Raw genomic sequence first — 25,360 nt, forward strand, 5'->3', positions numbered from 1 at the left:
GCGTCGCCGCCGCGGCCGGCGCTGCAACGCCCGAGGAATTGTCGGCTCGCTTCACCGCGGCGGCGGGCGTGCTGCTCGGCTCCGATCGCGTCTATGTCGGCTTCTATCGCCGTGACATTACCTCTCTGACGATCGATGACGCCGGCCCCGATCGCTGGAACCGCGACTACGACGCCCGCGTCTACCGGCTGGATCCCTTCTTCCAGCGGTTCGCCAGCAGCCGGCAGGATTTCCTGTTGCCGTTGTCGGCTCTCCGCAGCGGCGATTTTCAGCGCTCGCCCTATTACCGCGAATTCTATGGCCCCTCCGACAGCTTCGACGAGATAACCGGCGTGTTCAATCTCGACAGGCTGACCGCTGGTTATGTCACCTTTCTGCGGCGCAACGGCGAGCCGCCCTTTGGCGAGCAGGACCTGGCGCTCGCCTGCGCCGCGGGCGGCGCAACGAAGCTGGTTCTGGAAAGATTGTTTCACTTGTGCCGCCTCCGGGACAAGGGCGGGGCAGTCGAGGCCGCGCGGTCCCTGCTCAGCGCGCGCGAGAGCGAGATCGCGCGGCACCTGATCGACGGCGGCAACGCCAAGACCATCGCGCGGAGCCTTTCCATTTCGCCGGGCACGGCCCGCAATCACATCAAGCAGGTCTACCGCAAGCTCGGTGTGCACTCCCAGGTGGAACTGCTGGCAGCCGTTCGCGAAGCCGCGCGCAACTGATGTTGCGCGCCGGCCTTACTGCCCCGTCACCGCACGCGTCCACATACGATTTTGAGACCGCAGCAGCTTCGCGTCGCTGTTGTCGACCACGAACAGCTTGGCCTTCACGTCGTCGGGAGGAAAGACACCGGGGTCGCTGGCGATCGCCTTGTCCATCAGCGGCAGGGAATCCGGTATCGCGTTGGCATAGGAGACATAGCTGGAGTTGGCAGCGGCGATATCGGGCCGCAGGTTGAAGTTGATCCAGGCCATGGCGTTGTCGGGGTGCGGCGCATCCTTCGGCACCGCCATCGTATCGAAGTTGATGAGCGTGCCTTCCTTCGGAATGGAATAGGCGATCTCCAGCTTCTTGGTGGATTCGGCGGCACGCGTCCTTGCCTGAAGTATGTCGCCCGACCAGCCAAGCACGACGCAGATGTCGCCGTTCGCCAGGTCGTTTATGTATTTCGAGGAGTGGAAATAGCGGATGTAGGGCCGCACCTTGGCCATCAGTTCCTCGACCTTGGCAAGGTCGTCGGGACTGGTCGACCGGGGGTCGATATGAAGATAATTCAGCGCCATCGGAATGACTTCAGCCGGCGCGTCGATCATCGCCACGCCGCAATCGGAGAGCTTCTTGACGACGTCGACGTCGAAGACCATGGCGAAGGAATTTGTCGGCGCGTCCGGCAGCCGCTGCTTCACCGCGGCGACGTTGTAGCCGATGCCGTCGGTGACGGCCATATAGGGCACGGCATGCTTGTTTTGCGGGTCCGCGCCGGCGATCAGCGAAAGAGCCTGCGGATCGATCTTCGCGTGGTTTGCGAGCTTGGACCTGTCGAGCTCCAGGAAGGCTCCCGCCTTCACCTGGTTCTTCAGGAACGGATAGGCCGAAGGATAGACCACGTCATATCCGGAGCCGCCGGTGAGCAGCTTTGTCTCGAGCACCTCGTTGCCGTCATAGACATCGTAGCGAACCTTGATGCCCGTCTCCTTCTCGAACTTCTTGGCGGTGTCCGGCGCGATGTAGTCCGACCAGTTGTAGACGTTGACGACTTTTTCCTCGTCCGCCGAAGCCGTGCTGGCGATGCCGCAGGCGAGCCCGGCAAGCAGCGTTGACAGGATCAGGATGCGCATGAATCTCCTCCTTTTCGCCTGGGCTGGCACCGATGGATCGCTCAGCCCTCAGTTCCGTTTCGCGGCCGGTTAGCCGGCGTTCGCCTTCGCTCAACGTCGTTGTGGGGCATAGACCGGCAAGGTGATGCAGGCGACATTGCCGCCACCCAGCAAAATCTCGCGGGAGTTCTCGATGCCGACTATTCTGTGGTCGGGGAACAGCTCGGCCAGCTTTGCCTTTGCCTTCACATCGAGGCCGGAGCCGAACTCTGGCACGACCACGACGCTGTTGCCCGGATAGTAGTTGATGTAGCTCGCCGCGATCCGGTTGCCGGCCGGTCGCGCCCAGGTCGAATCGAGCCGGTCCAGGCTCTCGCTTTCTTCCGGCATCATCTCGATCGGCATGGGATGAGGCAGACGATGCACCTCGAGGGCATGGCCACGCGCGTCGCGGGCCGAGCGCAGCACTTCCTCGGCTTCCCGCACGATCTCGTATTGCGGATCGTCGCGATTGTCGGTCCAGCTCAACGCGACCACGCCGGGGCGCACGAAGCAGCAGACATCGTCGACATGGCCGTCCGTCTCGTCGAAGGCAAAGCCGCGGGGCAGCCAGATGATGGTGTCGACGCCGAGATAATCGCCCAGTTGCCGTTCCACCTCGGCCTTGCCGAGATGGGCGTTGCGATTTCGATTGAGCAGGCATTGCTCCGTCGTGATGAGCGTGCCTTGTCCGTCGCATTGCAGGCCTCCGCCCTCGGCGATCAGCGGCGCGCGATAACGATCCATCCTCTCGATTTCGAGCACCTTTTGCGCCGCCAGGTCGTCCAGGTCCCATGGCGCGTAGAGCCCGCCATCGAAACCGCCATAGGCGTTGAAGGTCCAATCGACGCCGCGCACGGAGCCTTGATCGTTGACGACGAAATTCGGGCCGCTGTCGCGCAGCCAGGAATCGTTGGTGGACATCTCCACCACGCGCACATGCTCCGGCAACCGGGTCCTGGCGTTCTGCCACTGCCGGCTGGATGCCGCCACCGTCACCGGCTCGCTTTGCGCAATCGCCGCTGCGACATTGGCAAACAGCTTCTGCGCCGGCTTGGCGCCGAGGCGCCAGGTGTCCGGCCGCTCCGGCCAGATCAGCCAACACCCCGATTTGGGCTCGAACTCGCCGGGCGCCCGAAATCCGTCCTGTTTCGGCTTCGTCGAAAGGGTACGTGGCATGTTGGGGCACCGGAAAATGGCGGACGACACTCGCCCGGATCAGACTTTTTCGGGGCGTCGTCCGTCAATGTCCCATTTGGGATAGCCGGATGCCGGCTGGAACAAGTCAAGCAGAGGGAATGTTTTCGCGGATTGCCACGGACCAAGGAAGCAGGGCCGCCCGCCGTTCCCTGCAATGGCGAAGACCTGGGCCGGAACGGCGGCGGGATAAATGCATTGCCTTGCCGATCGATCGGGGCAAATCTCGATCGGACGGCGAATGCCGATGCAGCAACAAGTCGACGAAAAGGACAGGCAATGGACGCGACCGCACTCAAGGCCATGCAGGCTCCGCTGAAGGAAGCCTATCGCGACGACGCCGCCAGGGCGCTGATCACGCTCAAGGCGCGCGGAACGCTCGACGATCAGTCGATTGCCTGCAAGGTGGAGACGGGCAGGGCGCTCGCTGTCGCCGGGCTTCATCCGGCCACCGGCGGCTCGGGCCTTGAGCTATGCTCGGGCGACATGCTTCTGGAGGCGCTGGTCGCGTGCGCCGGCGTGACGCTGAAAGCTGTGGCGACAGCGCTGGAGTTCAAGCTCGGCAACGCCACAGTCGAGGCCGAGGGCGACCTCGATTTCCGCGGCACGCTCGGCGTCGCCCGCGACGCGCCGGTCGGTTTTCGCGAGATAAGGCTGAAATTCAACCTCGACACCGACGAGCCGCAGGAGCGCATCGATTCGCTCATGAAGCTCACCGAGCGCTATTGCGTGGTGTTCCAGACGATCAACAACAAGCCGGTGTTGAGTGTGAGCGCAGGGCGTTGACACAGCTGATCTCGCCCAAGGGAGGAGATCAGCAGCGCCGACGCCTCGCGCTACTGAGCCGACGGGGTCTCCGCATCCCCTTCATCGGTGAAAGGCGAGGCGCTCGGCACGCATTGCACGGCCCAGCCCTGAGGCGTCGGCTGCTTCTGATATTCGGTGACGGCGTTGGTGCACTGTTCGCGGGTGTCGAAGGTGCTGGGCAGCACCACCATGCCGCCTTGCGGGCCGGCAATCACCAGATACCAGACCAACGCTACGCTGGGAGTAGCAGCCATGGGAATTCCTCGCTTTGCTGAAATGTCGGAGTCGGACCGATCCTAGCAACTCCCTTGGGGCGGCGAAAGCGGGGCGGCGGCACACGCTTTCGCCGCCCCGGTCACAGACCCGTGAATAGAGGGTCGCGACCCGGCTCACTCGACCGCGAAGCAGTAGAACAGCCCGTCGCCACCGGTGCCCTTGAGCGCCTCCTGGCTGCAGCCGCCGCGCGAGGCGTGCGAGGAATTCCACGACTTCGCCGCCGCCGAATCGTCGAGCCCGGTGCGATCGTGATGCCCATCATGGCGGCGCCCTGGCGCCGCTCATCGTCCAGTCGCCGCAGGTCTGGTCGGCGATCCTGGCGCCGTCTGGCTTGGAGCCGGTCAGCATGTCGTGGCGGTTCGGAATGTCGCCGCGGCCGTTGATCGTCTCGCCCTATTCAGTCAGCGCCGTCTGCTTGGTGATGCCGGCGGTGGCGGCAACGAGAAGAAGTCCGCGCATCTCGATCCTCCGGCTTCGAATGTCCTAAATTCGAAGAACGTAGCCGCAGCGCTATTTCATCCGCCTAAAACTCAAGTTTATTCCGGCTGACGGTAGGCGACGAAGCGGTTGTGCTTGGCCTGGAAGATCAGCCCGGTTTCCTTCAGTTCGGGGCTGGCCAGCGGCACGATGCGCCTGGCGATCTCGGACGGATGCGGCAGTGTCTCCGGATCCTCGCCGGGCATGGCCTGGGCACGCATCGCGGTCCGGGTCGCGCCCGGATCGGCGGCGTTCACCCGCAGCGGCAGGGTCTCGGTCTCATGCGCCCACGAACGCATCATCGTCTCGACCGCCGCCTTGGAAGCCGCATAGGGCGCCCAGAAGGCGCGCGCCGAATGCGCCGTGTTGGAGGAGAGAATGATGGCGCGGCCGGCATCGGAGAGCCTGAGCAGCGGGTCGACCGAACGGATCAGCCGCCAGGTCGAGGTGACGTTGATGGTCATCACCTTCTCGAAGGTCTTGGCTTCGACATGGCCGATCGGCGAGATCACGCCAAGCACACCGGCATTGGCAACCAGGATATCCAGCTTGCCCCAGCGCTCGTGGATGGCTCCGCCCAGACGGTCGATGCCGGCCATGTCGGCAAGATCGAGCGGCACCAGCGTCGCCTGGCCGCGGCCATCGACCTTGATCTGGTCGTCCAGCTCTTCCAGCCCGCCGACCGTGCGCGCCACCGCGATCACATGCGCGCCGGCTGCCGCCAACTCCCTGGCGATGAAATAGCCGATACCGCGCGAGGCGCCGGTTACGACCGCGACGCGGCCGGAAAGGTCGAGGGTCATGCAGGCAATTCCGTAAGGTGATGCGGCCTACGCCCCGCTATTCGCCAGCAGCGACAGCGTGCGCACATTGTCGTGGCCTTCGAAGTCGAGCAGGCGGGTGGGGTATTGTCCGGTGAAGCAGGCGTCGCAGAATTGCGGTTGCTCATTGTCGCGGCCGGCCTCGCCGACGGCGCGGTAGAGCCCGTCGATCGACAGGAAGCCGAGCGAATCGACGCGGATGAACTCGGCCATCTCCTCGACCGACATGCGCGATGCCAAGAGCTTCGACTTCTCCGGCGTGTCGACGCCATAAAAGCAGGACGCGCTGGTCGGCGGCGAGGCGATGCGCATATGCACTTCCCTGGCGCCGGCATCGCGCACCATCTGCACGATCTTCTGGCTGGTGGTGCCGCGCACGATGGAATCGTCGACGAGCACCACCCGCTTGCCCTCGATCATGCGGCGGTTGGCGTTGTGTTTCAGCTTCACGCCCATGTGGCGGATGGAATCGCCCGGCTGGATGAAAGTGCGCCCGACATAATGGTTGCGGATGATGCCGAGCTCGAAGGGAATGCCCGCGGCTTGGGAAAAACCGATCGCGGCCGGCGTGCCGGAATCCGGCACCGGCACGACAATGTCGGCCTCGACCGGGTTTTCCTGCGCGAGTTCCGCCCCGATGCGCTTGCGCACTTCGTAGACATTGCGGCCTTCGACCGACGAGTCTGGCCGCGCGAAATAGACATATTCGAAGATGCAGAAGCGGGTCTTCTGCGGCTCGAACGGGAACAGGCTCTCGATGCCCTTGGCGGTGATGACCACCATTTCGCCCGGCTTGATGTCGCGCACGAAGCGGGCGCCGATGATGTCGAGCGCGCAGGTTTCGGAAGCGAGAATCCAGGCACCGTCGAGATCGCCCAGCACCAGCGGCCGGATGCCGAGCGGATCGCGGCAGCCGATCATCTTCTTGGCGGTCATCGCCACCAGCGAGAAGGCGCCTTCGACCTGCCGCACCGCGTCGATGAAGCGCGAGTTGAGGTCGCGCTCCTTGCTGGTGGCGACCAGATGCAGCAGCGTCTCGGTGTCGGAGGTCGAGGAGAAGATAGCGCCTTGCTTCTGCAGCGCGCGCTGCACGGTCATGGCGTTGGTCAGATTGCCGTTATGGGCGACGGCAAAGCCGCCATCGGCAAGCTCGGCGAAGAAGGGCTGGATGTTGCGCAGGCCGGCGCCGCCCGTGGTGGCGTAGCGCGTGTGGCCGATGGCGCGGTTGCCTTGCAGGCTGTCGATGACGCGCTGTTTGGTGAAGGTATCGCCGATCAGGCCGACATGGCGTTCGACATGGAACTGCGTGCCGTCATAGGAGACGATGCCGGCGGCTTCCTGGCCGCGGTGCTGTAGGGCGTGCAGCCCGAGTGTGACGATGGCTGCCGCGTCCTGCCGGCCGAAGATGCCGAACACGCCGCATTCGTCGTGGAAATGGTCGTCGGCCTCGGCGGAAAGGACTTTGCCTCTATCTGCCGTTGAGTCTGCCATCTGGTGCTCAAGCTCCGCTAAAGCCGCCATATAAGGCGATCGCTCGCCGAACGCAACGCACGCCTTCTCGCATTCACAACCGACACCAGGCCGGCTTGCAATCAGTTTGCCGGCGCTGGAGCCGGGGCAGGGGCTGGCGCGGGGCTGGCCGGCTCGTTGTCGGCCGGGGCATCCCCTTCGCTGTCGTCGGGCGCCGGCGCGTTGTCGTCACCGGCCGCCGGCGGCTCTGCGGCGGGCTGGTCGCCAGTGGCCGGCGCGCCGGCCTGCGGCGTGCCCTTATGCGTGTATTTGTTGACCAGTTCCTCGGTGTTTTCCGGCAGCACGCTTTCGAGCTTGGCGCCGATCGTCTCCAGCAGCGGCCGCGACTTGGCGTTGGCGATCCAGGCAGGCGCCTTGGCGCCGGCCAGCCAGTTGAAGAACAGCAGCGCCACCGCGACCACCAGGATGCCGCGCGCCGCGCCGTAGAGGAAGCCGAGGGTGCGGTCGAGCGCGCCGATGCGCGAATCGATGATCCAGTCGGCGAGCTTCATGGTGATGACGGAGACGACGATCAGCGCGATGAGGAAGACGACGCCCGCCGAAGCCGCCATCGCGATCTTGTCGTTGTCGACATAGGGCTGAACATAGGGCAGGACAGGCTTGTAAAAGAAGAACGCCGCGGCCGCCGCCGCCGCCCAGGAAACCACGGAGAGCACTTCGCGGGAGAAGCCGCGCACCATGGCGAGCATCGCTGAGACCAGGGTGAAGCCGACGAGGATTCCGTCAAGCAGCGTAATCGGCATGGTTCTCGCCCCACTTCCTGTCTTACGGCCCGACGAGCCGCATCACTCCGCGTCGTCGGCACGGCCGCGCCGTGAGCCGGCTATGCGCGCCACAAGGTCGGCAAGCTCGGTGGGCTGAAACGCGCCGGCCCCGATCCCCCCGGCAAGTTCCTCGCTGCCGAGCGGCAGCACCGCGCTTCCAAAACCCAGCTTTTCGGCTTCCTTGAGGCGCTGCTGCGCATGCGCAACCGGCCTCACCGCGCCCGATAGGCTGATTTCGCCGAAATAGACGCAATCGGCGGGAAGGGCAAGACCGGTGAGCGATGAAACCAGTGCGGCGGCGACCGCGAGATCGGCCGCCGGTTCCGAGATCCGGTAGCCGCCGGCGACGTTGAGATAGACGTCGTGCTGGCCGAAGCGGACGCCGCAATGCGCCTCGAGCACGGCGAGCACCATCGACAGCCGCGCGCCGTCCCAGCCGACAACGGCGCGGCGCGGCGTGCCGAGCGAGGAGGGCGCGACCAGCGCCTGGATCTCGACCAGCACCGGCCTGGTGCCCTCCATGCCGGCGAAAACCGCGGCGCCCGGCGATTTCGAGTGGCGTTCGCCTAGAAACAGCTCGGATGGATTGGAGACCTCGCGCAGGCCCTTGTCCGACATTTCGAACACGCCGATCTCGTCGGTCGGCCCGAAACGGTTCTTCACCGTGCGCAGGATGCGGAAGTGATGATTGCCCTCGCCCTCGAAATAGAGCACGCCGTCGACCATGTGCTCGACGACACGAGGGCCTGCGATCTGGCCTTCCTTGGTGACATGGCCGACGAGCACGATCGCCGCGCCTGTGGATTTCGCGTAGCGGATCATCGCCTGGGCGGCGGCGCGCACCTGGGTGACGGTGCCCGGCGCCGAATCGGCAAGGTCCGTCCACAGCGTCTGGATCGAATCGAGGATGACGAGGTCCGGCCGCTTGCCGTCGGCGATGGTGGCGAGGATGTCCTCGACATTGGTTTCGGCGGCAAGCTCGACCGGCGTCGAGGCGACGCCGAGGCGTTGCGCTCGCAGCCTGATCTGCGCGACCGCTTCCTCGCCGGAAACATAGACGATGCGATGGCCCTTGGAGGCGAGCGCGGCGGCGGCTTGCGTCAGCAGTGTCGACTTGCCGATGCCGGGATCGCCGCCGACCAGAAGCGCCGAGCCGCGCACGAAGCCGCCGCCGGTCGCGCGGTCGAGCTCGCCGATGCCGGAAACGATGCGCGGCGCGTCCTCGATGTCGCCCGACAGGCTGGTCAGCACCACGGCGCGGCCCTTGCGGGCGTTGCGCGCGTTGGCCGGCCCCGAGCCGATGCCGCCGGACGTGCCTTCCTCGACCAACGTGTTCCACTCGCCGCAGGCATCGCATTTTCCGGCCCAGCGCTGGTGCACCGAGCCGCAATTCTGGCAGATGAACTGGACGCGGGACTTGGCCATTAGGGGCGCCAACCGCCGAAGGTCGGCGTTCCTTCACACCCCCCTCTGGCCTGCCGGCCATCTCCCCCGCAAGGGGGGAGATCAGCAGCTTGGCCGCCGGCATTCTTCTTGCAACGTCGGCGATTGGCGAAAGTCGTGGCGACGGTCAATCTCCCCCCTTGCGGGGGAGATGTCCGGCAGGACAGAGGGGGATGTGACAGAGCGCGACGGTGGGTCAAAAACCTACTCAAACCTCTCCGGCAGATGGTGCTCCTCGGCCAAATCCGAGAACCGCGTGAACTCGCCGTGGAAGGCGAGGCTGACGGTGCCGGTCGGTCCGTGGCGCTGCTTGGCAACGATGCACTCGGCCTTGCCGCGCGCCTCGTTCATCTCGTTTTCCCACTTGACGTATTCCTCGGTGCCGATCTTCGGTTCGCGGTTCTTGAGGTAATATTCCTCGCGATAGACGAACAGCACCACGTCGGCGTCCTGCTCGATGGAGCCGGATTCGCGCAGGTCCGACAGCTGCGGGCGCTTGTCGTCGCGGCTTTCGACCTGGCGCGACAGCTGCGACAGCGCGATGATCGGCACGCCGAGTTCCTTGGCCAAAGCCTTCAGGCCCGTGGTGATCTCGGTGATTTCCTGCACGCGGTTCTGCGAGGCGCGGGCGGAGGAACCCTGCATCAGCTGGATATAATCGATGACGATGAGGTCGAGGCCGCGCTGGCGCTTCAGGCGCCGTGCGCGGGCGGAAAGCTGCGCGATCGAGATACCGCCGGTCTGGTCGATGAACAGCGGGATCTTCTGCATCGTCTGCGAGCAGGCGACGAGCTTCTCGAAATCCATCTCGGTGATCTCGCCGCGGCGGATTTTTGACGACGAGATCTCGGTCTGCTCGGAGATGATGCGGGTGGCGAGCTGCTCCGACGACATTTCGAGCGAGAAGAAGCCGACGACGCCGCCATTGGCGGCCTTGAAGCTGCCATCGGCCTGCTGCGCCGGAACGTAAGCCTCGGCGATGTTGAAGGCGATGTTGGTGGCCAGGGAGGTCTTGCCCATGCCCGGACGTCCGGCGAGCACGATCAGGTCGGAGGGCTGCAGGCCGCCCATGCGGCGATCGAGGTCGCGCAGGCCGGTGGCGATGCCCGACAGATGGCCGTCGCGCATATAGGCGGCGTTGGCCATGTCGACGGCGGTCTTGACCGCGTCGTTGAAGCTTTCGAAGCCGCCGTCATAGCGGCCGGTCTCGGCGAGCTCGAACAGCCGCCGCTCGGCGTCCTCGATCTGGTCGGAGGGCGACATGTCGACCGGCGCGTCATAGGCGATGTTGACCATGTCCTCGCCGACGGTGATCAGCGCGCGGCGCGTCGCGAGATCGTAGATCGCGCGGCCATAGTCGGTGGCGTTGACGACGGTGACGGCCTCGACAGCAAGCCGCACGACATATTGCGCCACCGTCATGTCGCCGACCTTCTCGTCGGCCGGCAGGAAGGTCTTCAACGTGATCGGCGTCGCGATCTTGCCCATGCGGATGAGCTCGGCCGCGACCTCGAAGATGCGGCGGTGCAACGGCTCATGGAAATGCGCCGGCTTCAGGAAATCCGAGACGCGGTAGAACGCGTCGTTGTTGACCAGGATGGCGCCGAGCAGCGCCTGCTCGGCCTCGATGTTGTTCGGTGCCTCGCGATAAAGCGGCGTTTCCGCCGCGCCGAATTTCAGTGCCGCCTCTGCCATGATATCCCCGATTTCGATCCCGCTTTCCTCGATACCAGAACGGGAAGATTCGGTGCTGACCTTTCTGCAACACTCCTCGGTCCAACCAGCTCGATGCCCCAATGTTCACAGGATCAGCAAACCATCCACAGGACAGTATTCCGGTGGCCCGATTCCATTTGACTCGGCAAGCCGTGATTCCTATCGGCGGTTGCCGAACAAAGCAAGAACAATTTCATCGAGCAAGATCGCATGGGGGCGCGCCTGCCAGTGGCTCAGTGGTTCGACGACGCGGTGCCGTCGGCCTACGCGGCTCAGTCCAGCGTGTCGCCCCAGTCAGCCCGCCGCGCCGCCTTGAAGGCATCGCCGTCGCGCTTGCTGAACAGGCGCTCGCCGGCGCTGCCGTCAGGCCGGCACAGTTTCAGCACCACCTTGCCGGAGCCGCCTTTAGGCGGCGCGATCACCCGTGCGGCGCGCGCCGGCGCCGGCTGCCGGGAAGCGGCGAGGTAAATGAACTTCTCGTCTTCCCACGGCACCTCGGCTTCCTTGACGAGACGATGCAGGCGCGAACGCGCGACGCGGCGTGCGAAATGGCACCAGTCGGGCGGCGTGAGCGGGCAGGGCACCGCATGCGGGCAGGGCGCCAGCAGGTGCGCTCCCGCCTCGATCAGCTGTTGCCGTGCCGCAAGAATGCGCCGCCAGCCGGCAGGCGTGCCGGGCTCGACGAGGATGAGCGTGTCGGCCGTGAGCCGCCAGAGGCGGTCGATGAGCTTCGGCAGTGACAGAGGCACGATCTCGTCCAGCACATAGGCGGCGCTGACGAGGTCGGCGGGCATGATGCCGTCGAGATCGATGGTGACGTCGCCGGCGATCCATTCGGTGCGGGCGGTAATTGCGCCTTCCGCGAGCGACTGGCCGACCTTGCGCACGGCAGCGCTTGCCTCGACCAGCACCGCCCGTTCCAGTTCAGGCCAGGCGTCAGTCGTGGCCCAAAGCATGGTGCCAGGTCCGGCGCCAATGTCGAGCAGGCTCGCCGGCCGAAAGTCGGGGCGGGCCTCGCTCAACGCCTCGAGGCTGGCGCGCACGGCGGCATAGGTGGCGGGCAGCCGAGTCGCCAGATAGGCCTTGACCGCCATCTCCTCGCCCATGTGCAGGCGGCCGTCGCGCAACTCCGCGCGGTAGCGATCCGACAGCGTCTTGGCGGCCTGCTTCAGCGCCGGCAGCGGCACCTTCTCGAGCAGGCCATCGACGCCTTGGCGAAGCGGGACTGGCAATTCCATCTCAGGCTCCCCTCGGCGCGAGCAGGATGACCGAGGCCCCGGCGATGCAGAGCGCAACGCCGGCCAGATCCCAGCGGTCGGGGCGCACGCCTTCGACCAGCCACAGCCAGCCGAGCGAGGCGGCAATGTAGATGCCGCCATAAGCGGCATAGGCGCGGCCCGCCGCGTCCGTGTCGGCCAGCGACAGCAGCAAGGCGAACAGCGCCAGCGAGGCGAGACCGGGGAGAAGCCAGAGCGCCGACTTTTCCAGCCGCCACCACGCCCAGAAGGAAAAGCAGCCGGCGATTTCGGCAAGCGCGGCTGCGATGTAGATGAGATAGGTCATGAAAAAGGTCTCGCGAACGAGACCTTTTTCGTGGCGTCAGGCCGCAATGGCAAGCGGCAATGCGTGTCTATTCCACCTTCTTGCGGCGGGTCGGCTTGGAGGGGGCCGGCGCCGGCTCCTTGTGCCCGATATCGCGCAGCTCCAGGGCTTTCTCGCATTTGGCCATGTAGTCGCGCGTCACCGGCAGCGTGTCGTTCACCTTGGCGAGCTGGAACTGGAAGATCACCAGGTCCTGCCAGCGGAAGGCGGCTTCGGAGGCGGCGAGATAGAACTCCCACATGCGGCAGAAGCGTTCGTCATAGATCGCCTTGGCCTTGTCGCGGTTGGCGGCGAAGCGCTCGCCCCAGTGCTTGAGCGTGTCGGCGTAGTGCAGCCGCAGGATTTCGATGTCGGTGACGACGAGGCCCGATTTCTCGATGGCCGGCATCACCTCCGACATCGCCGGGATGTAGCCGCCTGGGAAGATGTATTTGCGGACGAAGGCGCTGGTCGCCCACGGCACGCCGGAACGGCCGATCGTGTGCAGCAGCATCACCCCGTCCGGCTTGAGCAGAGTTGAGGCCTTGTCGAAGAAGGTGCGATAGTGGTTGACGCCGACATGCTCGAACATGCCGACCGAGACGATGCGGTCGAAGCGTTCGTTCAGCGCGCGGTAGTCTTTGAGCTCGAAATGCACCCGGTCCTGGAGACCCAGCGCGTGGGCGCGGTCGGTGGCGACACCATGCTGTTCGGTGGACAGCGTGACGCCCTGCACATCGACGTCGAAAGCTTTGGCGAGATAGAGGCCGAGGCCGCCCCAGCCGGAGCCGATGTCGAGCACGGTCTGGCCTGCCTTGAGCCGGAGCTTGGCGGCGATATGGCGTTTCTTGGCGGCCTGCGCTTCGTCCAGCGTCATGTCCGGCTGCTCGAAATAGGCGCAGGAATATTGCATGTCCTCGTCGAGGAAGAGCTTGTAAAGCTCGCCGGAGAGATCGTAATGGCGCTGCACGTTGCGGCGCGAGCGTGTTGCCGTATTGATCTGCTGTAGCCGGCGGAAGGCGTGGCGCAGCCCCTCGATCGCCTTCGACCACGACACGTCGATGCCGCTCGAGCCCATATTCTGGAAAGCGATGCGCATCAGCCCGAGAACGCCGCCCTCGGGAACATCCAGCTCGCCGTCCATATAGGCTTCGGGCACCGCCAGCATCGGATCGAAGGTGATGGCGCGCTCGGCATGCATGGTCTTGATATGGATATGCACCGGCTCGCCGCTGCCGTCGCCGAATTTGTGCGTCGTGCCCTTTGGGCCGGTCACCTTGAGGTCGCCGACCCGAACCAGGCGTTCAAGAACGTGTTTCAACAGGATATTCATGACCAAATGTCCCCTCAGTCGGATCACCCGGTAATCGGACTGGAATGCCAGATCGAATGCCTCAGCGCGTCGCCCGCGTCCAATCGACGCGCCACGCTGTAATGTGCACAAGATATAGGGTGTCGAAAAGTTCCTTTTGGCACAAAAAAGCCCGGGTCAGAGACCCGGGCGTTGGTCCAGAAATCCTGGACGCCTGCGAACCGAAGCGACGCTTCGGAGGATGTGCCGGTCAGACCCCGAAAATCAGGCGTTCTCTTCGCCCCCTTCGAATTCGGCGTTCGGGTCGAAGAAATTCTCCGGTCGGGCGTTGTCGTTGATGTCGTCGCCATAGATGGCTTCGGCTGTGGTCAGCATCTCGCCCTTGGACTGGCGCTCCGCCTCGTCGGCCGAACGGGCGACGTTGAGGGTCACCGTGACCTCGACTTCCGGATGCAGCGCGATCGCCACATTGGAGAGGCCGATGGCCTTGATCGGCTGGTTGAGCTCGATCTGGTTGCGGTTGACGGTGAAGCCTTCGGCGATCAGCAGATCGGCGATGTCGCGCGTCGACACCGAGCCGTAGAGCTGGCCGGTCTCGCCGGCCGAGCGCACGACGATGAAGCTCTTGCCGTCGAGCTTCTCGGCGACCTGCGTGGCTTCCGACTTACGCTCCAGGTTGCGGGCTTCGAGCTGGGCGCGCTGGCCCTCGAACTTCTTCTTGTTGGCTTCGTTGGCGCGCAGCGCCTTGCCCTGCGGCAGCAGGAAATTGCGGGCGAACCCGTCCTTGACCTTGACGGTCTCGCCCATCTGGCCGAGGCGGGAAATGCGCTCGAGGAGAATGACTTCCATGGTTTCGTTCCTTCGGTTGGCGCCGGCCGAAAGACTGGCGCAATGATTGGGAACAGGTCAGGAAGCTTGGTGCGGCATAGCCGCTCTTGTCGCTGTCCTGCCTGTCTGGGCAGTTAGAGGCAATTGGCCCCAACTCGGGATTTTGATGCTCAATCCGATACGCCCGTCGCACCGGTGAAAAGAGCGGGCGGCAAACCGCCCGCTCGAAATATCAGCGAACCACGTAGGGCAGCAGGCCGAGGAAGCGGGCGCGCTTGATCGCCTTGGCGAGCTCGCGCTGCTTCTTCTGGCTGACGGCGGTGATGCGCGAGGGCACGATCTTGCCGCGCTCGGAAATGTAGCGCTGCAGGAGACGCACGTCCTTGTAGTCGATCTTCGGAGCGTTGGCGCCGGAGAACGGGCAGGTCTTGCGGCGGCGGTGGAACGGACGCCGGGTCGGGATCTGGTTGATGTCGACCATTATTCTGCAGCTCCTTCAAAGCCTTCGCGCGGACGGCGCGGACCACGATCGCCACCGCCATCGCGGTCGCCGAACGAACGCGGACCACGGTCGCCGCGGTCGCGGTCGCCGAAGGAACGCGGGCCGCGATCGCCACGGTCGCGGTCGCCGAAGCCGCCCCGCTCGGAGCGCTCTTCGCGCTTCTGCATCATCGCCGAGACGCCTTCCTCATGCGCTTCCACCTTGATGGTGAGGAAGCGAAGGACGTCTTCCGACAGGCCCATCTGGCGCTCCATTTCGTTGAGCGCGGCCGGCGGGCAGGTGATGTCCATCAGCGTGTAGTAAGCCTTCCGGTTCTTCTTGACCCGGTAGGTGAGGGACTTCAGCCCCCAGTTCTCGATCCGGCCGACCGATCCGCCATTTGCCGTGATGACGCCCTTGTACTGTTCGACAAGCGCATCAACCTGCTGCTGCGACAGGTCCTGCCGGGCAAGAAACACATGTTCGTAAAGAGCCATTATGTTTTAGTGCCTTTCTTCGTTTCTCTCACACCGGCCCTCGCGGCTAAGCCTCTGCAACTTGTCTGACCCGGTCGCGAAAGAGCGGGGAAGAAAGGAGCATCACGAGACGGTCGAGAGCGGAGACACGGGAGGCTGGAAGCCCTTCTGGCTTCGTGTCGCGACCTTCGAAAAGGCCACGGCCCTCCGTTCAGCCCCCAGCAAGGACCGGCAGATTGCGGGGGTCTATACAGCAATTTCCAGCGAAGGCAAGGCCACGCAGTGCCTCAACCTTAAGCGGGGGCCGTTGCCGAAGCCGGGAACGCGCGGTCCTGCAAAGGCGAGTTGCCGAGTGACGGCAGCCGATCGGACCTATGCGCCTATCGATGCGACCTCAGTATAAATATTAGCAATCCATAATATGCTATAGGCAAAATGTGAGGGCCTGAAATCCATGGGGCGGCTGCAACGGCGTATCGCCTTTATATGTCTTACTTTGGTGGGCGACGCCAACGCCCATAGCTGGTATTCGGGTAAGACTGATCCTGTTCTTAATCTCAAATGCTGCGACGATCATGATTGCCGTCCTATCGCGTCAAGCGATGTCAGATCTGCCAGACAGGGCTATTACGTCAAGCAACCCGAGCCTTACTCTCGGAACGATCCGCCTACAGGCGAGTGGTTCATTCCATGGAACCGCGTGCAGGCAGCGCCTGATGACCAGTACCATATCTGCGAAAATCTCTACCCGACATTTCGCGTAGGCGGATATCGAATGAGATGGACGTGCTTCTTTGCACCGCGAGCGACGGGTTCAATTTCAGACTGAGGCACTGGCCACAGTCGGGAGTTCCCTGCATGGCTGGAGAAGGCGCCGCAGTTTTCGGAAGACGCCGGCCGTTGTCCGATTTTATCGATTTTCCAGTAATCGAACTTTAACCACCCCCATAAGGTTGTAGCGGGTTGTAACCACCCGTTTATCATGAAAGGCGCATGAGAGGCACGCGGGCCGCAAGGCGGCGGAAAATCGAGCAATTCCAGGGGTAGGGAATGCTTCTCAGGCAGTTTTGGCGCTCAAGGCGCGGCAATTTCTCGTTGATGCTGGCGGTGGGCGTGCCGGCCATGCTGGGCGCGGTGGCGTTTGCCACCGACGTCTCCACCCTGATGCGTGCAAAAAGCAATCTGCAGAACGCGCTGGACGCCGCGAACCTCGCCTCTTCGCATCTCGGCGACGCCGAGACGACACGCAATGATGCCTTCAACAGCTATTTCCAGGCCAATGTCGCCAGCCACGGTGAACTCTCCAACGCCAAGGCCACGCTCACCGTCGACAGGGGCGTCAACTTCGTCAAGACCAGGGCCACGGCCTCGGCCGACGTCAATCTCAACTTCGCGTTCCTGTTTGGCGCCGAAAAGCATATCAGCGTCGACGCTTCGGCGGTCGAATCGAACAATCAGCTCGAAGTGGTGCTGGTGCTCGACAACACTGGCTCGATGGCCGGCGCGCGTATCGCCGCGCTCCGGACGGCGACCAAGTCGCTGCTCGATTATCTCGAGGCGGTCAAGTCGCCGACCCGGTCCGTGCGGGCCTCGCTGGTGCCCTTCGTCACCGCCGTCGACGTCAACGGCCCCGAATTCGATCCGTCCTGGATCGATATGGACGGCAAGTCGTCCACCAACGGCGTCAACTTTCCGATCATCGGCGGCAAGCGACCGAACCACATGGCGCTGTTCAAGCAGCTCGGACAGACGGGCGGCTGGAACAATACGGGCTGGAAGGGTTGCGTCGAGGCGCGGCCCGGCGCCTTGAACATTTCCGATACGCCGCCGGACCCGTCGAAGCCCGATACGTTGTTCGTGCCCTATTTCGCGCCGGACGACCCGGACGTCGCCAGGAAGCCCTCGGCCTCGTATGGCAATTCGTCGACCGGCTACAACAATTCCTATCTCAACGACACTATCGATAAGACCAAGCTGAACCAGAACATACTGGGCATAGATCTGAGCGGGCTGCTGACGGGCGTGCTCAACGCGCTGCTCAGCGCGGATTTGACGACGATCGCCAAATACGTCGCCTCGACCGGCAAGGAAATCACCGAGGCCGGCAATCCGATCACCATCGGCCCGAACCGCGCCTGCCCGACGCCGATCATTCCGCTGACCGACGACTTCGACAAGCTTCGCCAGGCGGCGAGCCAGATGAGCGAATGGAACGGCTCCGGCACCAACGTGTCGGAGGGCTTGAGCTGGGGCCAGCGGGTGCTGTCGCCGCAGCCACCCTACACCGCCGCCGCCCCCTATAAGACGGCGGGCGTCACAAAGGTGGTGATGCTTCTGACCGATGGCGAGAACGTCGTCTACGGCGCATCGAACACGCCGCAGAAATCGGACTACACTTCCTATGGCTACCTCGCCAGCGGCCGTTTCGGTTCGAGCAACCAGACGGCGGCGGCGCGCAATGTCGACGGCTGGACCAAGGATGTCTGCACACAGCTGAAGAACCAGGGCGTGCAGATCTACACCATGGTGCTGCAGGCCGACACGGCGGCCAATCGTTCGCTCTACAGCGCCTGCGCTTCCGACCCGAGCGACTATTACGCCGTCGAGGACCCGGCCAAGCTGCCCAACGTCTTCCAGACCATCGCCAACAAGTTCTCCAGGCTGCAGCTCACCAACTGACGAGAGTGGGCGCCGCGGCACGGGAACGGTCGTATACCGATCGCTTCTGTGCGCCCGTCCGGCGAACAGAACCAGACCTCCGCCGGACAGGTCGATGCTTTTGCCGGCGCCATCGGCACCGGAACGCCCTCCCGGCCGACAAGGCAAGTCGCGTCAGAGCCTGCGGAGCGCTTCAGCGGGGAGAAGGCGCGTGGCGCGCCAGGCAGGGTAGAGCGCGCCGAGCGGCCCGGCGATGAAGACGAAGATCAGCGCCTGCGCGATCGACCAGCCTGAAAAATAAGGGACGATCAGGCCCGCCGCGAACTTTGTCTTCGCTGCCAATTCCATGGCAAGGGCGCCGAGAATAATGCCGATGACGCCGCCGGCTGCGCTCATGAAAACGCCTTCGATGAGAATGAGCCGAAGAATCCGCCCCGGTGACCAGCCCAGTGCTGCGAGAACCCCAATCTCGAACGTCCGTTCGTTCACGGCCATCAGAAGTGTGTTGGCAACGGCGACAGAGGCCATCATCATGACAACCAGTGAAATTGTCCGGGCAATCGCCTGAAGCAGATCGAAGATGCGAATGCTGTTGGCAAACTGCCCGGTGTCGCCCACCTCGAACCCCGGTGCGGCTGCGATAAGCCGGATGCGGGCAACAGCGATGTCGTTGTTGTCGAGCGGGCGCTTCAATCTCACCTCGAACAGAGTGAACACATCCTCCCGCGACAGGAGTTGCTGCAGCCCTTCGAGCGGAACGATGGCGCTGTTCTGGTTCAGCATGGACGAGAACGACGCGATGCCGACGATCTGATAGGGCTGGAACTGCAGCTCGACGGTTTCGCCGACCCGCTTGCCCAATGCGCTGGCAATGGATTGGCCAAGGACCACCGGCCACTGGTCCCCCGGCGCGGGGATTCGCCCCGCCACGAGGGGCACGCCTTTCCATAGGAAGCTGCCGCTCGGCCAGCCGGCCATCACGATATTCGCGTCCTCGTCGGCGGTGGTGATGTTGAGGAGAACGCCCGACACGGCCTCGACGCCAGGCACAGCGGAAAGCGCCGGGCCTAGCGACTTGGGCACGGTGCTGCTCACCAGGTTGAACGAGCTGCGCTGGCTTACCACCAGGTCCGCGCCGTTCTCGTCGATTCCCGACGCAAACGATCGCTGGACGCCGGCGGTCAGGCCCGTAAGTGCGACAAACCCGGCGACCGCCAAAGCGATGCCGAGCACCGTGAGCAGGGTGCGAAGCGGACGCGCAATAAGACCGCGCAGGGGAAGTGTCAGCTCTGTCATGGCTTAGCGGATCCGCGAAGCCGGCGCAGGCGCCGACATCGCCGCCATTCGGCTGTCCGAACGGATGCGTCCATCCGAGATCTCGACGCGCCGGCCGCACAATGCGGCCACGTCCTCGTCATGGGTCACCACGATCACTGCGGTCCCGAATTCGCGATGCGCATCGCCGATGATGCCCATGACCGATTGGCCCGTCTGCACGTCGAGGCTTCCTGTCGGCTCGTCCGCAAGGAGAAGCTTCGGACGGTTGCCAAGCGCCCGCGCAATTGCAAGCCGCTGGCGTTCGCCGCCGGAAAGCTCGGCCGGCCGTAGCGTAGCGCGATCGGCAAGACCGAAATGCGCCAGCAGTTCCAGCGCGCGAACGCTGCGCTGCCGCGCTCCGCCGAGGTTTCCCAACAGCGCCACCTCGATGTTCTCGCGGGCCGACAAGGACTGGAGCAGGGAGAAATTCTGGAAAACGATACCGATCCTGCTGGCCCGGACGGCTGCCCAGGCAGCCCTTCCATTGACGGCCCGTCCTTCGAACCGGACTTCGCCGCGGGTCGGCCGGTCGAGCCCGCAGATAAGGTTCAGGATTGTGGACTTGCCGCTGCCACTGCGGCCCACAATGGCGACGGTCTCGTCGGTCCCGATCGCCAGCGACACATCCTCAACGGCGACAATGCGGCCGCCGTCGAAGTCGCGGCCGACGTTGCTCAATTCGACGAGGGCGGACATGAGCACCGGCGAGGAGTCATACTCGGCCTTTCCTGAGATCGGCGACAAGCGCGGGGATCGAGCCGCCGTTGGCGGCGAGCAGCTGGCCAATGCGATCCCGCTGCTGCACGGTCACCGAGCCGCCGTCGACAAAGACATCGCCGATGCACAATTGTCCGCGGCAGTGGCGCACACGCCAGTCCACGGAGGTCGGGCCGTGGAGCGGCCGGCGGAATTCGCTACGCACGAGGATGTCGCCGTTGGCCAGGGCCTTTGTGCCGAGCACGGTGAAACTCTTGTCCTGCGTCCGCTCGAGCTTGTCGGCCAGCCTGTGGGCGATGGCATAAAGCAGCGCATCGACCACGGCGGCGCGGTCGTCCGCACTGGCGCTGCGCCAATGTGCCCCGAGCACGGCTTGGGCGATCCCCTTTCCGTCGAAGGCAGCGGAGATCGAACGCAGCTGCGCCTTGGCGGGTCCACCGTGCCCAAGCACAATCGCCGCCTGGCGCACGGTCTCAACCAGCTTGGCCGCATCGCTCTGCTCATCGGCAGATGCCGAAAGCGGTGGGGCGCAGATGGCGAGCAACAAAGGGACAACCAGCAGCCGGGCCAAAGCTGCCCAGCTTGTCTGCGACCATAGGCCTGCTGTCATCATCCCATGTCACCCAATGCGCGGTTGACTGTCAATATTGAGCGTTCCGCGAGCCAGCGCCGGCGCATCCCCGAAGCTGGAAGCGAGCGGTTCGAGGCGGGCTACGCGCGCTTTCTGCCCTTCCGTCAGGTCGGGATGGCGGTTGCGCAGCTGTTTGCCAAACGTCGCGGCGACTTGGAGCATGCGCTCCTCGCAGCCGCGGGAAAATGGTAGGTCCAGTTCGCGGTAGATCCGCTTCATCTCGGCCATCGGGTCGGCAATGAGATCCTGTAGCCGCACCTCTGCGAGGTCGGCGGCTGGAATCCGGGCTCTATCTGCCAGATAGTGCATCTCCGTCGCGAGATAATCGCGCGTGATGATCTCCTCCTGCTCGTCCTCGGGCAGCGGCGACTGCAGGGCGAATGCCCGTTGCAATTCTCGCACCAGAAAGATGTTGGACCGGAATACAGCTTCCGGCGAACGAGAGATGTGGACAAACTTGGCGCCCGGGAACAGTTCCAGCAGAGTGCGGACGCGGGCCGTATGGCTCGGCGACTTGAGCAGAAGTCGCCGCCCGCCTGCGACGAGAGTGAGCTTCTGGACGAATGCGAATTGATGTGAGCGCCAGCGGCTCAGCTCGTCCGCCGAAAGCGCGTCGAGATCGTGATATCGATTGAAGAAGGCTTGCCGGCGGGGAAGCACGGCGCGTCCAGCCAGGATCGACATCCCACCCAGATTGTTCAATGCGAAGTCGTCCTCCGCCGGCAGCCTGGCGCCCACCGGCACGACCGCGTCGAGGCGCGTCAACGGCAGCAAGGGCACGAAAAAGGTGCGCAGGAGAGCCCAGCCAAGGACGAATGTCTGAGGCGCCAGGACCTGCGGCCAGCTCGGCGATCTCAAACTTGGGTCTGCTGCCAGCAGGTTCTGCAAAAATGTCGTCCCGGATCGGAAGTAACCAAGAACGAACACGGGCGCGTTGTTCGGCTCCATCCGGGGAGGCCGCAGCCGCAGCCATGCTGCAAGGGTCAGGCGCTCCGGCAGGGAGGCGATCGTGTTGATGCCGGAAAGCAGGAGCAGAAGCACCAGGCGTGGCCAGTAAGCGGGAGGGAACTGGCCTTCCGCGCGCCACAAGACCCGCAATACGGCGTCAAGCGGCGCCACGCACATGAAGTGCGGATACGGCAAGTAGGGCACCAGCCAGCGGGCTGCGGAAGCACGGACGCGGTGCCGGATAGTGTTCGACTTCATCAGGCAGTCCGGAACATCATGGTCTCTGTCGTCAATCCGGGCCCGAACGCCATGCCGCAGCCGAGCAGGCCCGACGGCTCCTTCAGCATTTCGGCCATCACGAACATCACGGTTGCTGACGACATGTTGCCGTATCGCCGGAGCACTTCGCGCGATGCTGCTAGCGCGGTCGGCTTCAGTTTGAGTGCCCGCTCGACTGCGTCGAGCACCGAGCGGCCGCCAGGATGCACCGCCCACAAATCGATCTCCTTGGCGGGCCTGCCGCCGAGGATGGCCGGATGCTCGTTGCGCAGCGTCTCCCGGACGGCGCCGGGAACCTGGCCGGACAGCACCATGTCGAACCCGTCGTCGCGGATGTGCCAGCTCATCAGCTCCTTGCGCTCCGCCGCCACGATGGCGTGGAAGCTTTCGAGCAGGATGCCATGCGGTTCGGCCGTCACCAGCGAGGCCGCGCAACCGTCGCCCCATAGGCAGAACGAGATCAGCTTCTCGAGCTTCGTGGCTTCCTTGAAATGCAGCGTGCACAATTCGATGTTGACGACCAGCACGCGTGCGCTCGGATCCGAGCGCACGATGTGGCGTGAAAGCTTCAAGGCATTGATGGCGGCATGGCATCCCATGAAGCCGACGATGGTACGCTCGACCGACGTCGACAGGCCGCATCGCTGCACCAGCTCCAGGTCGATGCCAGGCGCCGAAAAGCCGGTGCAACTTGTCACGATCAAATGCGTGATCAGCGAGCGGTCGTCGTTGGCCAGAAGTTTGTCGACGGCCTTTTGCGCGAGCTCCGGCGCGGCGGCTTCGTACATCCGCATACGGATTGCGGTGCTGGCGAACGAGCCTCTGACCGAGGTGCCGTCGCGGTCTATTGCCCCGCCGTGCGGATCGTCGGCAGGCGCAAAGCAGGAATAGCGATGTTCGATCCCGGCCAGAGCGACCATCCGCTCGAAGAGCGCAAGGCCTTGCGCATCGTTTTCAAGCAGCGAGGCTCCATAGCCGAGGAAGAATTGATGCACGTCGTGTTCGGGGACACACGTGGCAATGCCATTCAGATACGCTTGTGGGGACAAGATAGCTCCGAGAATGAGCCCAATCGGGTCTCATAGAGGTCTGCGTATTGGGGAAGCGTTCATAAGGTAAACGCCTGCATAGGGCATTTTATTGCGCGGCGCCGATATTTCTCATTAGCAAACTGTGATATCAGCCTCCGATCTTGCATGAAGGGACCGACCTTCGCTTCGCCATCCGGGTTGAGTTCACATGCGAGTTCCGCGATGAACAGTGCGCGCGGCCATGAAGGTACGACCGAATTCTATTGCCGGATTGCCCCGCTGAGGCCCTAGATTTCCGATCCAGCGCATGACCGACATAAACATCCGGCATCTAGAGCCAGAACTCCTTGACGGCCTCCCGGCCGATGATCCCCGTGCGATTGCATCCCGTCGCGACCTCGTTCGCATCAATGCATTGATGTTCCAGGCCAGGATCATGGCATCGCTGATGCGAGCGAATGTGCAAAAGCCACCGCTGCGTATCCTCGAAATAGGCGCCGGCGACGGAAAGTTCATGCTGACGGTGGCGCGGCTGATGGCGCGCTATTGGCCCGACGTCGAGATCGTCATGGTCGACAGGATCGGCCTGATAGGCGAGGACTTGCGCAACTCTTTCGCTGAATTGGGTTGGCGGGCGCAACCCGTAACTGCAGATCTGTTCGATTGGACACAGGACAGGCCCTTCGACCTTGTTTGCGCCAACCTTATCCTCCATCACTTCGATGACATGCGCCTGCTGGAGCTATTTTCTCGGATCATGACGATGGCCCCGATACTCGTCGCGACGGAGCCATTGAGAGCCAAGGTGCCACTTGTGGCGACACGGTTCCTGCGATTGATCGGCGCTTGCGCAGTAACGCTGAACGATGCGGCGCAAAGTGTCCGCGCCGGTTTTCGCGGCACGGAACTTTCACAATTGTGGCAACTGTCAGGTGGAATGCCTGTGATGGAGGGCCGCAGAGGCCTGTTCACGCAAGGTTTTGTCGGTGGCAGCATGCCCGACACGAAATGATGCACGACGCAATTGTCATCGGCGCCGGCCCTGCCGGCAGCTCCACCGCCATTGCGCTCGCCCAACGGGGTTGGTCGGTGGCAATGGTGGAGAAGGTGCTGTTTCCTCGCCGAAAGGTCTGCGGCGAGTTTATGTCAGGCACCAGCCTTGCCTTGCTCGATCAGTTGGGCGTTGGCGAAAGCTGGCGCGCGGAAGCCGGCCCCGAAATACGTCGGGTCGGGTTCTTTTCGGGCGATGTCTCTGCGCAGGCCCGAATGCCGACCGCCAGGACGGGTCTTGGCCGCGCGCTCGGCCGCGATCGTTTGGACACCATCCTGCTGCAGGCCGCCGAACGTGCGGGCGTCGAAATTCTCCAGCCTTGCAAGGCGGTCGCGGTTCGTCGGCGCGATGACTTGCAATTTGTGACTGTGGAGTCGGGCCAGCAACAGAAGGTCCTCAGCGCACCTGTCATCATTGCCGCGCACGGATCCTGGGAAAGCGGGAAACTCCCCAGCCAGCTTGAAAGAACGAGCCAACCTTCCGACCTTTTCGGGTTCAAGGCGCATTTTGCCGGCGCCGCGCTGGCGCCCGACCTGATGCCGCTGCTCGTATTCCCAGGCGGATATGGTGGGATGGTGACGGCGGACCAAGGCCGGGTTTCAATCTCCTGCTGCATCCGCCGCGATGTTCTATCCGGGCTTCGCCAGCGCTTTGGAAATATTGCGGCGGCGGATGCGGTATCGCGCCATGTCCTGGCCTCGTGCCGAGGCGTAGCAACTGTGCTGGCCGGTGCCGAATTGGATGGTCCCTGGCTGGCTGCGGGACCGATTCATCCCGGTATCCGGGCCGGCTACGATCAGGGCATCTTCCGCGTCGGCAACATCGCGGGTGAGTCGCATCCCGCCATCGCCGAAGGGATTTCGATGGCGCTGCAATCGGGCTGGCTGCTTGCGCGAGAACTGATCGCATCGGGCAAAGGTCGCGAGGGCCGCGACGCCGCCGGTCATCGGTACGAACGCGAATGGCGTCGGCAATTCTCGACGCGTCTGCGTGCCGCGGCCTTGATTGCCCGGATAGCGCTTGGGCCAGGTGGCGCGACGGCCATGCGCGCCGTGATCAAGAGTTTTCCGGCGGCTTTGACGATTGGCGCGCGACTGAGTGGAAAGACCCAGCCCGTTCCAGGCTTTTGACGTCCAGATTGCGGCGACGAAACCTTCCGAGGCTCCGGAATTAGA

At 64.0% G+C, this 25,360-nt stretch carries 24 protein-coding genes and 1 pseudogene; 5 read left to right on the forward strand and 20 right to left on the reverse strand.

What is annotated here, in order from left to right; translation table 11 throughout:
* The first annotated feature begins 68 nt into the window (after positions 1–68).
* On the forward strand, positions 69–710 hold the full coding sequence (locus tag FJ414_RS11275; RefSeq protein WP_246672366.1) for a LuxR family transcriptional regulator: 642 nt from the start codon (positions 69–71) through the stop codon (positions 708–710).
* A gap of 15 nt (positions 711–725) precedes the next feature.
* Here FJ414_RS11275 and FJ414_RS11280 read toward each other — a convergent pair whose 3' ends face one another.
* Entirely contained in the window at positions 726–1,826 is a 1,101-nt protein-coding gene (locus FJ414_RS11280) for a polyamine ABC transporter substrate-binding protein (RefSeq protein ID WP_140644462.1), read from the reverse strand.
* Positions 1,827–1,916: 90 nt separating this feature from the next.
* Positions 1,917–3,023 carry an agmatine deiminase gene (gene aguA, locus FJ414_RS11285; protein WP_140644463.1) on the reverse strand — a complete coding sequence of 369 codons (1,107 nt, stop codon included), beginning with the start codon at positions 3,021–3,023 and terminating at the stop codon, positions 1,917–1,919.
* Positions 3,024–3,320: 297 nt separating this feature from the next.
* On the opposite strand from aguA, the gene FJ414_RS11290 reads away from it, so the two are divergent.
* Positions 3,321–3,827, forward strand: a complete 507-nt coding sequence (locus FJ414_RS11290; RefSeq protein WP_140644464.1) for an OsmC family protein — start codon at positions 3,321–3,323, stop codon at positions 3,825–3,827.
* A gap of 50 nt (positions 3,828–3,877) precedes the next feature.
* On the opposite strand, the gene FJ414_RS11295 is transcribed toward FJ414_RS11290, so the two are convergent.
* The 13 genes and pseudogenes from FJ414_RS11295 to rpsF form a co-directional block, all read right to left on the reverse strand.
* The gene (locus FJ414_RS11295) at positions 3,878–4,102 is read right to left on the reverse strand and encodes a hypothetical protein (protein ID WP_027165524.1); all 225 of its coding nucleotides are present in this window, start codon (positions 4,100–4,102) and stop codon (positions 3,878–3,880) included.
* A 135-nt stretch (positions 4,103–4,237) separates the two neighbouring features.
* Positions 4,238–4,547: pseudogene (locus tag FJ414_RS11300) on the reverse strand (hypothetical protein); the annotation flags it as partial.
* Between the two features lie 113 nt (positions 4,548–4,660).
* Complete coding sequence (locus FJ414_RS11305) at positions 4,661–5,404, reverse strand: SDR family NAD(P)-dependent oxidoreductase (RefSeq protein ID WP_140644465.1); 744 nt, start codon at positions 5,402–5,404, stop codon at positions 4,661–4,663.
* A gap of 27 nt (positions 5,405–5,431) precedes the next feature.
* The gene (gene purF / locus FJ414_RS11310; RefSeq protein WP_140644466.1) at positions 5,432–6,913 is read right to left on the reverse strand and encodes an amidophosphoribosyltransferase; all 1,482 of its coding nucleotides are present in this window, start codon (positions 6,911–6,913) and stop codon (positions 5,432–5,434) included.
* 101 nt (positions 6,914–7,014) lie between these two features.
* A complete protein-coding gene (locus FJ414_RS11315; RefSeq protein WP_140644467.1) occupies positions 7,015–7,695 on the reverse strand; it encodes a CvpA family protein in 681 nt (226 codons plus the stop codon).
* 42 nt (positions 7,696–7,737) lie between these two features.
* A complete protein-coding gene (gene radA / locus FJ414_RS11320; protein WP_140644468.1) occupies positions 7,738–9,141 on the reverse strand; it encodes a DNA repair protein RadA in 1,404 nt (467 codons plus the stop codon).
* A 222-nt stretch (positions 9,142–9,363) separates the two neighbouring features.
* On the reverse strand, positions 9,364–10,854 hold the full coding sequence (locus tag FJ414_RS11330) for a replicative DNA helicase (protein WP_140644469.1): 1,491 nt from the start codon (positions 10,852–10,854) through the stop codon (positions 9,364–9,366).
* A 293-nt stretch (positions 10,855–11,147) separates the two neighbouring features.
* Positions 11,148–12,113, reverse strand: a complete 966-nt coding sequence (locus tag FJ414_RS11335; RefSeq protein WP_140644470.1) for a small ribosomal subunit Rsm22 family protein — start codon at positions 12,111–12,113, stop codon at positions 11,148–11,150.
* A 1-nt stretch (position 12,114) separates the two neighbouring features.
* Positions 12,115–12,438: a YnfA family protein gene (locus tag FJ414_RS11340; RefSeq protein WP_140644471.1), complete on the reverse strand. Its 324-nt coding sequence runs from the start codon at positions 12,436–12,438 to the stop codon at positions 12,115–12,117.
* A 67-nt stretch (positions 12,439–12,505) separates the two neighbouring features.
* Positions 12,506–13,789, reverse strand: a complete 1,284-nt coding sequence (locus FJ414_RS11345) for a cyclopropane-fatty-acyl-phospholipid synthase family protein (RefSeq protein WP_140644472.1) — start codon at positions 13,787–13,789, stop codon at positions 12,506–12,508.
* A 243-nt stretch (positions 13,790–14,032) separates the two neighbouring features.
* Positions 14,033–14,617, reverse strand: a complete 585-nt coding sequence (gene rplI, locus FJ414_RS11350; RefSeq protein WP_140644473.1) for a 50S ribosomal protein L9 — start codon at positions 14,615–14,617, stop codon at positions 14,033–14,035.
* 211 nt (positions 14,618–14,828) lie between these two features.
* Positions 14,829–15,077, reverse strand: coding sequence for a 30S ribosomal protein S18 (gene rpsR, locus FJ414_RS11355; protein WP_006203718.1), 249 nt, complete (start codon positions 15,075–15,077; stop codon positions 14,829–14,831).
* Positions 15,077–15,574: a 30S ribosomal protein S6 gene (rpsF, locus tag FJ414_RS11360; protein ID WP_140644474.1), complete on the reverse strand. Its 498-nt coding sequence runs from the start codon at positions 15,572–15,574 to the stop codon at positions 15,077–15,079. The genes rpsR and rpsF overlap by 1 nt, the downstream gene beginning before the upstream one ends.
* Positions 15,575–16,603: 1,029 nt before the next feature.
* Between rpsF and FJ414_RS11365 the strand changes: the two genes are divergently transcribed.
* Positions 16,604–18,232, forward strand: coding sequence for a pilus assembly protein (locus tag FJ414_RS11365; protein ID WP_140644475.1), 1,629 nt, complete (start codon positions 16,604–16,606; stop codon positions 18,230–18,232).
* A 153-nt stretch (positions 18,233–18,385) separates the two neighbouring features.
* Here FJ414_RS11365 and FJ414_RS11370 read toward each other — a convergent pair whose 3' ends face one another.
* The 5 genes from FJ414_RS11370 to FJ414_RS11390 form a co-directional block, all read right to left on the reverse strand.
* On the reverse strand, positions 18,386–19,507 hold the full coding sequence (locus FJ414_RS11370; protein WP_140644476.1) for an ABC transporter permease: 1,122 nt from the start codon (positions 19,505–19,507) through the stop codon (positions 18,386–18,388).
* 3 nt (positions 19,508–19,510) lie between these two features.
* Entirely contained in the window at positions 19,511–20,314 is an 804-nt protein-coding gene (locus tag FJ414_RS11375) for an ABC transporter ATP-binding protein (protein ID WP_210239663.1), read from the reverse strand.
* Positions 20,241–20,792, reverse strand: a complete 552-nt coding sequence (locus FJ414_RS11380) for an ABC transporter substrate-binding protein (protein WP_181181589.1) — start codon at positions 20,790–20,792, stop codon at positions 20,241–20,243. The genes FJ414_RS11375 and FJ414_RS11380 overlap by 74 nt, the downstream gene beginning before the upstream one ends.
* A gap of 72 nt (positions 20,793–20,864) precedes the next feature.
* The gene (locus FJ414_RS11385) at positions 20,865–22,082 is read right to left on the reverse strand and encodes a sulfotransferase (RefSeq protein WP_140644478.1); all 1,218 of its coding nucleotides are present in this window, start codon (positions 22,080–22,082) and stop codon (positions 20,865–20,867) included.
* Positions 22,082–23,098 carry a type III polyketide synthase gene (locus FJ414_RS11390; RefSeq protein WP_246672367.1) on the reverse strand — a complete coding sequence of 339 codons (1,017 nt, stop codon included), beginning with the start codon at positions 23,096–23,098 and terminating at the stop codon, positions 22,082–22,084. The genes FJ414_RS11385 and FJ414_RS11390 overlap by 1 nt, the downstream gene beginning before the upstream one ends.
* 343 nt (positions 23,099–23,441) lie before the next feature.
* Between FJ414_RS11390 and FJ414_RS11395 the strand changes: the two genes are divergently transcribed.
* Both FJ414_RS11395 and FJ414_RS11400 read left to right on the forward strand, forming a co-directional pair.
* Positions 23,442–24,146 (forward strand): class I SAM-dependent methyltransferase, encoded by a 705-nt coding sequence (locus FJ414_RS11395; RefSeq protein ID WP_140644480.1) that lies wholly within the window; start codon positions 23,442–23,444, stop codon positions 24,144–24,146.
* A complete protein-coding gene (locus FJ414_RS11400) occupies positions 24,143–25,315 on the forward strand; it encodes an NAD(P)/FAD-dependent oxidoreductase (protein ID WP_140644481.1) in 1,173 nt (390 codons plus the stop codon). Before FJ414_RS11395 ends, FJ414_RS11400 begins: the two co-directional genes overlap by 4 nt.
* The last annotated feature ends 45 nt before the right edge of the window (positions 25,316–25,360 follow it).

This window comes from Mesorhizobium sp. B3-1-6 (assembly GCF_006439555.1).
Classification (GTDB): Bacteria; Pseudomonadota; Alphaproteobacteria; order Rhizobiales; family Rhizobiaceae; genus Mesorhizobium.